Source organism: Amycolatopsis sp. lyj-112, from assembly GCF_046549055.1.
In the GTDB taxonomy this organism is placed as follows: domain Bacteria; phylum Actinomycetota; class Actinomycetes; order Mycobacteriales; family Pseudonocardiaceae; genus Amycolatopsis.
The window spans coordinates 145,104-155,394 of sequence record NZ_JAJPWS010000015.1 but is presented as its reverse complement, the minus strand read 5'-3'; the positions used below and the strand labels follow the sequence as shown (position 1 = coordinate 155,394).

10 protein-coding genes are annotated in these 10,291 nt (G+C 69.8%); 2 read left to right on the top strand and 8 right to left on the bottom strand.

Features of this window, described 5'->3' with window-relative positions:
• Position 1: 1 nt before the first annotated feature.
• From ACLJRL_RS34780 to ACLJRL_RS34755, 6 genes are all read right to left on the bottom strand, one after another.
• A complete protein-coding gene (locus ACLJRL_RS34780) occupies positions 2 to 790 on the bottom strand; it encodes an ATP-binding cassette domain-containing protein (protein WP_410660605.1) in 789 nt (262 codons plus the stop codon).
• Positions 787 to 1,596, bottom strand: a complete 810-nt coding sequence (locus ACLJRL_RS34775; protein WP_410660604.1) for an ABC transporter permease — start codon at positions 1,594 to 1,596, stop codon at positions 787 to 789. The genes ACLJRL_RS34780 and ACLJRL_RS34775 overlap by 4 nt, the downstream gene beginning before the upstream one ends.
• Complete coding sequence (locus ACLJRL_RS34770) at positions 1,589 to 2,575, bottom strand: ABC transporter permease (protein WP_410660603.1); 987 nt, start codon at positions 2,573 to 2,575, stop codon at positions 1,589 to 1,591. The genes ACLJRL_RS34775 and ACLJRL_RS34770 overlap by 8 nt, the downstream gene beginning before the upstream one ends.
• Positions 2,572 to 4,194 (bottom strand): ABC transporter substrate-binding protein, encoded by a 1,623-nt coding sequence (locus tag ACLJRL_RS34765; RefSeq protein ID WP_410660602.1) that lies wholly within the window; start codon positions 4,192 to 4,194, stop codon positions 2,572 to 2,574. The genes ACLJRL_RS34770 and ACLJRL_RS34765 overlap by 4 nt, the downstream gene beginning before the upstream one ends.
• Positions 4,195 to 4,463: 269 nt before the next feature.
• Positions 4,464 to 6,032, bottom strand: a complete 1,569-nt coding sequence (locus ACLJRL_RS34760) for a multicopper oxidase family protein (protein ID WP_410660601.1) — start codon at positions 6,030 to 6,032, stop codon at positions 4,464 to 4,466.
• On the bottom strand, positions 6,025 to 6,381 hold the full coding sequence (locus ACLJRL_RS34755; RefSeq protein ID WP_410660600.1) for a hypothetical protein: 357 nt from the start codon (positions 6,379 to 6,381) through the stop codon (positions 6,025 to 6,027). Before ACLJRL_RS34755 ends, ACLJRL_RS34760 begins: the two co-directional genes overlap by 8 nt.
• A gap of 172 nt (positions 6,382 to 6,553) precedes the next feature.
• Between ACLJRL_RS34755 and ACLJRL_RS34750 the strand changes: the two genes are divergently transcribed.
• Positions 6,554 to 7,444, top strand: a complete 891-nt coding sequence (locus ACLJRL_RS34750) for a LysR family transcriptional regulator (protein ID WP_410660599.1) — start codon at positions 6,554 to 6,556, stop codon at positions 7,442 to 7,444.
• A gap of 36 nt (positions 7,445 to 7,480) precedes the next feature.
• Here ACLJRL_RS34750 and ACLJRL_RS34745 read toward each other — a convergent pair whose 3' ends face one another.
• Positions 7,481 to 8,212, bottom strand: a complete 732-nt coding sequence (locus ACLJRL_RS34745; RefSeq protein WP_410660598.1) for a TetR family transcriptional regulator — start codon at positions 8,210 to 8,212, stop codon at positions 7,481 to 7,483.
• A gap of 90 nt (positions 8,213 to 8,302) precedes the next feature.
• On the opposite strand from ACLJRL_RS34745, the gene ACLJRL_RS34740 reads away from it, so the two are divergent.
• Complete coding sequence (locus tag ACLJRL_RS34740) at positions 8,303 to 8,764, top strand: glycogen operon protein GlgX (RefSeq protein ID WP_410660597.1); 462 nt, start codon at positions 8,303 to 8,305, stop codon at positions 8,762 to 8,764.
• 158 nt (positions 8,765 to 8,922) lie between these two features.
• On the opposite strand, the gene ACLJRL_RS34735 is transcribed toward ACLJRL_RS34740, so the two are convergent.
• The gene (locus tag ACLJRL_RS34735; protein ID WP_410660596.1) at positions 8,923 to 10,278 is read right to left on the bottom strand and encodes an alpha/beta hydrolase; all 1,356 of its coding nucleotides are present in this window, start codon (positions 10,276 to 10,278) and stop codon (positions 8,923 to 8,925) included.
• Positions 10,279 to 10,291 lie beyond the last annotated feature (13 nt).

Sequence of the window (10,291 nt, the reverse complement as noted above, 5' to 3'; positions counted from 1 at the left end):
GTCAGCTCCCATATCGGTAGTCGGCGGGCAGGTTGACGAGATCGGGAGTGGGGTGGGGCAACGGATGCAGCCCGTTCTCGGGAAGTGCGGCCAGCAGGTCGCGGGTGTAGGCGTGCCGCGGCGCCGTGAGGACGTCGGCCGCGGGACCTGTCTCGACGACGCGCGAAGCGAACATCACCGAAAGGTCCGCGTCGTGCGGCAGCGCCTCGATGTCGTGGGTGGCCACCAGGACGACGTGGTCCCGGCCCAGCCCGGTGAGCAGCGCGACGACGTCCCGCGAGCGCTCCCGGTCGAGCGCGGACGTCGGTTCGTCCGCGACCACCACCGGCGGATCGCCCGCCAGCGCGGCGGCGATCGCCGCCCGTTGCACCATTCCGCCCGACAGCTCGTGCGGGTACTTCTTCAGCGCGTCGGCTTCGAGGCCCACGAGTTCGAGCAGCTCTTCCGGCCCGCGCTCACCACGAAGGTGGCGAACCGTCTCCGCGAGCTGTCCGCCGAGCCGTCGAACGGGCGTGAAGCAGGTCATCGCGGACTGCGGCACCACACCGACGACGCTCCCTCTGCGCATTTCCTGGTGACCGTCGACCGACACCTTCCCGGTCAGCTTCGCCGTACCGGGGAGAAGTCCGGTCACAGCGGCGCACAGGGTCGACTTCCCCGAACCCGAACCACCGATCACGAAATGCGGCCTGCCGGGAACGGCGACGAGGTCGACGTCGGTGAGAGCGTGGACTTCACGACCGGGACCGACGGGGATCCGCACACCGACGCCTTCGAGCGACAACGTCACGCGGTCACCTCCGGGCGTCGGGTCAAAGAGCGGCCCAGCACCGAAAGGGCCAGGGTGACGGCGACGATCGCGCCCGCCGGGAACGCCAGGCGCCACCAGTGCCCGAGCAGCAACGCCTCCCCGGACTCGGCGAGCAGCGTGCCCAGCGACGCCTGATGCGGTGGCAGCCCGACACCGAGGAAGGACAGTGTCGATTCGTGCCACACCGCATGGGCGACAAGGAGAACCGCCGCCACTCCGGCCTGCCCCGCCGCGATGGGCAGGAAATGGATCCGCGCGATCCGCGCCCCGGACAGTCCCCGGAGACGCGCCACCTCGACGTACTCGGCGTGGCGCAGGGAAAGCAGTTCGGCGCGGACGACCCGGGCGGTCGCCGTCCAATGCGTCAGCACGAGCGAAACGACGATGGCGACGAGCGAACCCCGGAACAGCGTGACGATCAGCAGCGACAGCAGAAGACTGGGGATCGCCGTCATCGCGTCGGCCACGCGCATCCCGACGCGGTCCCACCAGCCACCGAACGCGCCGGCCGCGACACCGACGAGAAGCCCGACGAGCGTGGACAGCGCGGCGGTGGCCAGCGAAATCCCCAGTGATACCCGCATTCCCATCGCGACCAGGGTGAACAGGTCGCGTCCCGAGGAGTCGGTACCGAACCAATGCCCGGTGCCGGGCCCCTGGTCACCGGCGGCGAAATCCGTGATGGCCTCGTCGATCGGATGGACGAGCGGGGTGAGGATCGCGTAGGCGGCCAAGGCCGTGACGGCCGCGCCCGCCCACCAGGCGGCGCGTCCGCGGTCAGCCATCGGCTTCGATCCTCGGGTCGACGGCGATCGCGGCGGCGTCCGCGGCGAGGTTGCCCAGCAGGACCAGTCCCACCGTGAGCACCGTGACGATCGCCAGCAAGGGGAAATCCAAGGCCCGGGCGGAATCCACGGTCGCGTCACCGAGGCCGGGCCACGCGAACACGGTCTCCACCACCGTGGCCCCGACGAGCAGTTCCGGCAGCCTGCCGCCGATGAGGGCGAAGAACGGCGCCGAGGCCATCGGCAGAATGTGTCCACTGTGGACGACGCGCCTCGGGAGGCCGCGAGCGTGGGCTCCCCGCACGGCGTCGCTGTTCGCGGCGCCGGTGATGGCTTCCCGCAGTCCCAGCGCCAGCCACGGCACCTGCGAAACCCCGAGTACCAGAGCGGGCAGCACGAGATGACGCGCGGCCGAGGCCGCCGTGATCGGCTCCCCCGGATCCGTGAGCCCCGAGGTGGGAAACAGGCGGAGCGTGACGGCGAACAGCAGGACCGCGCCCAACGCGACGATGAACGGCGGTACGGCCTGCAGCACCACGGCGACCGCGCTGATCACCCGGTCGGCGAGACCGCCGGCCCGCAGTCCTGCCGTGACACCGAGAGCGCACGCGAGCACCACCGCCACCACCGAACCGGCGGCGCCCAGCAAAGCCGTCCACCCCAGCCGTTCGGTGAGTACCTGCGCGACAGGCTCGTGATAGGCCCGCGAGTAACCGAAGTCGCCGGTCACCGCGCCGGTGATCCACTGCCACCAGGCCCCGATCCAGCTCTGGTCGAACCCCAGCGCGTGGCGGAGCACCTCGCGTTCGGCTTCGGTGTAGCCGTCGCCCGCGCCGCCGAGGTAAGCCTCGAGCGGGTCGAACGGGCTCGCCGCGGCCAGCGCGAAAGCCGCGAGCGAAACGACGAGGACCAACGGGACGCCGAACAGCAGCCGGCGAACGGCGAGACGACCGATCCGGGCGCGGCGCGACCGCGTCACTTCCGCGTCCAGCGCGGCAAGGAGTACCACGGACCCCAGGCCACGCCGTGGGTGTGCGGCTCCAGCGCGGTGGGCCCGAACTGCCATCCGTTGTCCCGCACCACGTACACGTGGTTCTCCGAGACGAGGGCGAGCATACCGGGCGCGGCGTGGTACGCGGCCTGGAAATCCCGGTACAGCTTGGCGCGCTTCGCCGGATCCCGTTCGACGCGAGCCGCCTCCAGCGCCTTGTCGACGTCGGGGTTCACGTAGTCCGAAGCGTTGTCCCACTTCGATCCCACGCCCGCGGCCGCGTACCGGGAGTGAAACTTCGGGTACAGCTGAGTGTCCACTGTGTACGGCTGCCCGCCGCCGCCGAGCAGGAACGCGGTGCCCGCCAGGTACTGCGGGGTCATGGTCGACTTCTCCACCGCCACCGGCGTCATCTCGATGCCGATCTTCTTGGCGTCGGAGACGGTGGCCATCGTCAGATCGCGGCGCAGGATCTCCGTCGGGTAATAGGCCACGTCGAACTTCGCCCGCCGCCCGTCACGCTCGCGGACACCGTCGGCGCCGACCCGCCACCCGGCGTCGTCGAGGACCTTTCGCGCGCGGTCCGCGTCGAAAGTGAAGTCCTGCGCGGGATCGTAGGCGTCGCCGAACAGCGGAGTGACCAGCGTCGAGACCGGAGTTCCTTCGCCCTGCAGGATGTCGCGCACCATCGCACCACGGTCGACGCCGAGGTTCAGGGCGAGCCGGACGGCGGCGTCACCTGCCACCGGGCTGCCGCTGGGCAGCGTGACGCCGAGCCAGTCGTTGGCCTTGCTGACCACCGTGCGGTAGCCGTCCTTCGCGACGGCACGGGCCAGCGCCGGGGACAAGCGGGTGCCGTCGGCGCCGCCCGCGAGCTGCGCCGCCCGCGCCTTTTCGTCGTCGGTTCGCCGCACCACGAAGGTCTTCACCTGCGGCTTGGCGCCCCAGTACCCGTCGCGCGCGGTGAGGACCACCTGGTCGGGCCGCAACTCCGTCAACGCGTAGGGCCCGGTTCCGACAGGGTGATCGCCCAGTGCCAGCTTGTCCGCCGGCCCGGGTGTCGCCAGCGACTCCGACGGCGCGATCGCGAGGAACAGCCGATGCGGCACATCGCCGTAAGCGCCGTTCAGCAGGAAATCGACGGTGCCGGGGCCGGTCACCTGTGCGGAGCGCAGGAAATCGAAGTTGGCGGCGATCGGCGACGCGAACTTCGGATCCACCACCGCGTTGTAGGTCGCGGCCACGTCTTCAGGACCGAAGGCCGACCCGTCCGAGAACGTGACGCCCTGCCGGGTCCGCACTCGCCAGCGGGTCAGATCGCCGTCGACGGGTTCGGGTGCCCCCTCCGCGAGAACCGTTACCGCGTCCGGGATCCGGTCGTCCTGACCTTCCGCGACGCGGTACAGGCTCTCGTAGATCTTCGATTCACCGTTGCCGCCGTGCCCGGTCAAGGGATTGAACCGGCCGAGTTCTTCGGCGTCGATCACGACGAACCGGTCGGGCGCACCCCCTGACGCACTCGGCGCGCCACAGCCTACGAGAGCGGCGGCGGAGACAGTGACCAGCGAAGTGGCGAGCAGGCGCGAAGGCCGTCGAAGGAAAAGCACGGCCGCAGCTTAATGAAAACGATAGTCTTTATCGTTAAGTGTGAGCGGTGTCACCGTATCCAGACCCCGATTTTGTCGACCTGCTCGACCGGCCAGGGTCGAGGCCGCTGCACTGTGTGGATTTTGGGACGTCAGATGTCCCAAAATCCACACGGTCCCAAGCCCGGCCACCTCTCGCGGCCGGATCCGCCCCGTGTCGTCCGTCTGGACACGGGTGTCGTCCGTCTGGACACGAGCGTCGTCCATCTGGACACGCGTGGCGGCCCGGGCTAGACGACCTCGAGGTTGGCCATCATGCCCATGTCTTCGTGTTCGGCGTTGTGGCAGTGGAAGAGGTAGCGGCCGCGGTAGCCGTCGAACCGGGTGATGATCTCCACGCCTTCGCCCGGCCGTAAGGAAACGGTGTCCTTCAGGCCCGCGTCGTGGGGCAGTGGCGGCCCGCCGCTGCGCGAGAGCACCCGGAAGCCGACCAGATGCAGGTGGACGGGATGGTGCACGTCGGCGACCAGCCGCCACACCTCGACATCGCCGAGCCGGGTGGTGACATCGGTGCGGGCGGGGTCGAAGGGCAGGCCGCCGATCAGCCATCCGTGTCCGCCGTGCATCTGCCCGGCGCGGAAGGCGAAGTCGCGCACCCGGACGGCGTCCGCCCGGCTCCAGTACGGCAGATCGGTGGACAGGGTGCCGGGGACGCGGCTGTGGTCGGTGGCCTTGCGGGCTATCCGGAAGGCCATCACGTCGCGGGTCCGGCCGGAGCCGAGCCGGTTGAGAATCCTTACCCGGCCACCGATCGGGACACCGGTGAAGTCGACGATCAGGTCGTACCGTTCGGCCGGGGCGATCGGCAGGGTGTGGTGGATGACCGGGGCGGCGAGCAGTCCCTGGTCCGCGCCGACCTGGACGAGGTCGAGCCGCCGTCCGTCGTCGGCGACCGCTTCGAGTTCGTAGTGCCGGGCGTTGGAGGCGTTGAGGACGCGCAGCCGGTACCGGGCCGCGTCGGTCTCGTGCACGGGCCAGGGGGCGCCGTTGACCAGGATGACGTCGCCGAGAACCCCGGCGAGATACGCGTCGTGAACGCCCGGCCGCTCCCGCAGACTGGGGTCCAGCGAGGGATAGTCGAGGCTGCCGTCGGCGGCGAACGCCCGGTCGGCGATCATCAGCGGCAGTTCGCGTGGCCCGGCGGGCAGGCCGAGGTTCTCCTCGGCGTCGTCGCGGACGACGTGCAGCCCGGCCAGCCCTCGCCAGATCGCCGGAGCGGTGAAATCCATCCGGTGGTCGTGGTACCAGAGCAACGTCGGCCGCTGGTCCAGCGGGAAGGTGTAGTCCCGCGTCAGCCTGGTCACCACCGCCCGCGGATCGTGCATGCCGTGCCCGGCGTGCACGGAGGTTTCGGGCAGGACGAGGTCGGTCGGATACCCGTCGGAAGCCGCCGGAGTCCGTCCGCCGTGCAGGTGCACGACGGTCGGTACCGGTAACTCGTTGCGATGTGTCACGGTGACCGGCCAGCCGCGGCGCGACTCGATCGTCGGCCCCGGAAAGCTGCCCTCGTATGTCCACAATGGAGTCCTGACACCGGGCAGGATCTCCGCGCTCGTTTCACGCTGGGTGATCTCATACCGGTCGACGCCGTTCGCGGTGCCGGCCGGCTTCAGCACGAGGGGAATCGGCAGCGGTACCTGGAACGGCGGCGGCAGCGGGATCGCGCTGCGCAGTTCGGCGCCGGTGATCGACGGCCGCCGGGCCAGCGCGGCCGCGGTCGACAAGCCGGTGGCCGCCATCAGCCCGAGTGTCCCGCCGATGCCCAGCATCCGTCGCCTGGTGATGCCGCGCTCACGCATCACGGGCCTCCCCACGCCTCAGGAGGGGCCGGCGCCAGACGGCGATGAACTGCACGACGAGCGCGGCGACGGTCAGCACGCCCAGCGGGATGTGCAGCCATAACGCGCCGTCCAAACCGGCGAAGTACTGCACGGTCTCGGCTGCCACCACCACCATCGTGGCCAGGAACGGCAAGGCCTGACGCAGCCGGACCCAGACCACGATCGCCACGATCACCTGCAGGTAGCCGAGCGAGGTGACCACGTCGGCGCCGACCGCGTGCCACCGCAGGCTGTCGAAGTCACCGGTCAGATACACCCCGGCGAACACCGGCTGACCGACGATCGCCACCATGTGCGCGCTGACCACCGCCCGGAAGACCCACCCGGCCGGTCTTGTCCGATACACGGCAACGGATTCCGGACTGCTGACCACCAAGGACCCCCACTCTGCCTATCCCACTGCGAACGCTCCTGACGTTATGACTCATGAGTTATCTTGTCTAAGATTAATATCGCTATGGCGTTATGCACGGGGAGACATGATGGAGCTGAACTCGCTCAGACAGTTCCTGGTGGTGGCACGACTGGAGCACCTCAGCCGGGCGGCCGACGAACTGCGCACCGCCCAGCCGTCACTGAGCCGCACCATCGCCCGGCTGGAAAGCGAACTGGGCACACCGCTGTTCGACCGCGGCAGCCGGCTCCGGCTGAACGACGCGGGCAAACTCTTCCGCGATCACGTCGAACGTTCCCTCGGCGAGCTCGACGCCGGGCGACGCGCCGTCGCCGAGGCCACCAGTGAAGGCCTGGGCACCGTGAGACTGGCGTCGGAAACCTTCCTCACCCTCACCGGTCCGCTGTCGGCCTACAAACAAGCCCATCCCGCCGTCGAGATCGAGCTCCACTGGTCACCGGCCGAGGACATGACCCGTCATCTGCGGGCTCAGGACGTCGACCTGTGTGTCGCTTCGCAGCCGATCCGTGCCGAAGGCCTGCAGTCGACACAGCTGTTCGAGGAAGCCGTGGGCGTGGGCATGCCACTCGGCCATCCGCTCGCCGGACGGTCGTCCGTGACGATCGACGAGCTCGCCGACCAATCCTTCATCACCGCGCGCGAGGGTCATTGGATCCGCCGGTTGCTCGACCGGCTTTGCGCCGAACGGGACTTCACCCCGAAGATCGTCTGCGAAATCGACGAGCCCAGCGCCATCGCGACCCTGATCAGCGCCGGACTCGGCATCGGGCTCGTTCCCGCCTTCGCCCGCCGCAGCGCCCTCCAAGCCCCCGGCGCCTGGGTCGCCGTCGACCACCCCGGCTGCCGTCGCACGGTCACCCTCTACTGGGGAGCCGACAGCCACCTGTCCCCCGCCGCCCGCCTGATGCGCACCACGATCACCGACTGGGACTGGAATCCCGGCTCCCCTACGTGACACTGAGTGTCATTCAGGCTTCAGCCGCCACCGGGGCTACTTTTGCCGAAGAGCCGCTTGCACTTGAGCGACGACCTCACGCAGGGGCGTCGCCGAGGTCATCACCGCGACCACGGTGGTCTCCTCGCCGGCGGTCTCGCCGTCCGGCCGGAAAGCGTCGACGACCAGGGCGAACGCCTCGGCTGCGCTGGCCGTGAGGTCGTCCTTGCCGCCGCTTCGCAGCCATCGCCGGAGTACGTGGTTGTTGGCGGCCGCGATCGCCGCGGCGGCGACGGCCGCACGAAGGCTCGCCACCTCGTCGTCCTGGTCCTCGAACCGCGCCCGCAGGTAGCGCGCGAGCACGCGCTGGTAGCGGTCGACGGTCGCGACCTCCTTGTCGCGCAGCGAACTCACCGCGCGAGTCAGCTCGAAGCGCTTGAGTGACACATCGAGGTCGGCGGCGTACGAATCGAGCACCAGGCCGACCGCGCCACACGCCACCTCCACCGGCTCGCGCGCCGGGTTCGCGGCGGCGAAGTACTCCTCCATCTCAGCCACGATCTCGTCGTGGTTCGCGAAGAGAACATCGTCCTTGGCGTCGAAGTAGCGGAAGAACGTCCGGCGGCCGACACCCGCAGCGGCCGCGATCTCGTCCACTGTGGTCGCTTCGTAGCCGTTGACCACGAACAGGTCCACGGCGGCGGCGGCGAGCGTGCGACGAAGCCGGCGCCGGCCCGCGGGCGTCGCACCGGCGCGGGTGGCCGGCACACGACGCTTCGAATCCGTCATGCCCGGACGCTAGCAGCCGGGCTTGCTAATGACACTGAGTGCCCTTAAGGTGGCGACGACCTCCTCCCCACCGAGCGGAAGGCGTCAATGATGTCGCTCGACCACCAGCTGCCGCGGATCGAACCGATCGGTTCGGCGGATCCGGTCCGCGATCGGGCCGATGCCTACGGCCGGCTCTTCGGCTGGCCGGTCAAATGGCGCGGCGCCCACCCGTACCTCGCCCTCGAGAACGGGATCTGCGCGGTGACCCTGCCCCGGCTCAGTGCCCGGCCGATGCTCACCCGGCTCGCCGCCGCGGGGTGCGAGGGTCCGGCGTTGACCTTGCCGGCCCAGCGCGGGCCCCGGGTCGCCGTGCTGGCGGAGAACTACAGCCTCCTGCCACCGAGCGAGGCCCTGCCCCGAGACGTCGAAATCCTGGCCTGGGGAACGCTTCTCCCGTTACCGATCACGTCCCGGCACACGGAGACGAGGTCGGAATGGCTGACCGCGCCCGACACGAACCGCAGGTGGCTCCCGAGCCTCGAAGCGGTTCTCTCGAGTATCGACCGCTAGTGTCGTGCGTCGGAAATTCGTGTGCTTTATCGGCGGATCCAGGTTTCCGCTGGGCGTGCGGCCGGAAGCGGCTTGTACTGGTTGTACCTGCGCTTTCGGCTGTGCGTCCAGCGGGAAGCTGGGCCGTCGAGAAGGCCACGAATTTCCGACGCACGACACTAGCGTCCCGGCTCGCCGAGCCCGCCGGTCAGCCTCGGCGGGTCGAACCGGACGTAGCGACCTCCGCCGCCGAGCCCCTCGGCGGCTTCGTTGAGGCGATCCGGCTCCGCGCCATTCCCCCAGCGGCCGGTCTCGATACGCGACTCCAGCGCGTGCAAGGCCGCGATCGTCTCCGACGGCCGGAAAGCGCAATGCCCGGTCGCGCCGACGTAGGCCTGGCGCAGCAGTGCTCCGCCGCCGGCCCGGTGCACCTGCCCGCCGTACCAGTCCTCCTGCTCGACCGGCACGACCTGGTCGGCCGTGGTGTGGATGTTCAGCGTCGGCACGCGTAGACGCCCGGTCACCATCGAGGTGCGGGCGAGGCCGCGGACGGCTTGCGGGTCCGGCCGGATGTCGGCGTCGCGGGTCAGGGTCGCCAGGTCGGCGTCCAGATCGAGGCCCGCCGCCCGGTACAGGGCGCGGACCTGGCGGGCGTGACTGCTGCCGTGCAGCAGCGCGCGGTAGTCGACGCCCGCGGTGAACGCGCTGTTCCCGCCGGCCGCCAGCTCGATCTGGTACCGGCCGGCGACGACGAATCCGAGTACGAGCTTGGACAGTTCCTGCTGTTGCTGGATTTCCTGGCCCGCGTAGTCGGTCGGCGCCGGAGGCTTCGGGCCGGTGAACCAGCCGGGCAGGTTCATCAGGGCCGCCGCGAGAGCGATCCGCGCCTGTCCCTCGGGAGTGCTCTGGGCGTCGGTGGCGATCTTCGTCAACGCCGCGGCGGAGGCGTTGCCTTCAGCCGGGCCGGTGAACCGGACCAGCTTGATGTTCTGCTCCGGAGCGAGCAAGTGGGCCAGCGCGTACTCGCTGTCCAGCTGATAGTTGTTCAGGTTGAGGCCACCGGCGACGAGCCCGCAGGTGCTCAGCACGCCGTCGAGGCGGCGGCCGTCGTCCTCGGCCTCCAGCGCGCTGACCAGCCCGCCCATCGACGTGCCCCAGGCGATCGTGCGTCGCGGTTTTCCGGTCAGCCGCCCAAGTTCCGCCAAGGCCCCGAACTGGTCGCGAACGGCCGATTCGAGAGCCCACCACGAAGGGCCGCTGTAAGAGGAGCCGACCAGTGCGTACCCGCTGCCCAGCAACGCCTGCCTGGTCGCTTCGTCCGGCGCGTTCTGCGGGTTGAGCGGGCCGAAACCGTGGCTGTACAGGATGGTCGTGCCGTTCCAGGCGTCCGGCACGTCGGCCACCCAGGTCGCGCCGTCCGGCAGCCGTCCGGTGTGATGCCCGCTCGTGGTGCCTGCCGCGACGCCCGAGATCAGGCCGATCGCCACGATGATCGAGCCGGCCAGCGCCATGAGGCGGCCGTACCACCTGCGCATACTCGTGCCTCTT

Bases quoted from the DNA above. Each gene is read 5' to 3' on its own strand.
- ACLJRL_RS34750 (WP_410660599.1), top strand. From the start codon at position 6,554: ATGATGGAGCTGAACTCGCTCAGACAGTTCCTGGTGGTGGCACGACTG.
- ACLJRL_RS34735 (WP_410660596.1), bottom strand. From the start codon at position 10,278: ATGCGCAGGTGGTACGGCCGCCTCATGGCGCTGGCCGGCTCGATCATC.
- ACLJRL_RS34745 (WP_410660598.1), bottom strand. From the start codon at position 8,212: ATGACGGATTCGAAGCGTCGTGTGCCGGCCACCCGCGCCGGTGCGACG.
- ACLJRL_RS34760 (WP_410660601.1), bottom strand. From the start codon at position 6,032: ATGCGTGAGCGCGGCATCACCAGGCGACGGATGCTGGGCATCGGCGGG.
- ACLJRL_RS34740 (WP_410660597.1), top strand. From the start codon at position 8,303: ATGTCGCTCGACCACCAGCTGCCGCGGATCGAACCGATCGGTTCGGCG.
- ACLJRL_RS34775 (WP_410660604.1), bottom strand. From the start codon at position 1,596: ATGGCTGACCGCGGACGCGCCGCCTGGTGGGCGGGCGCGGCCGTCACG.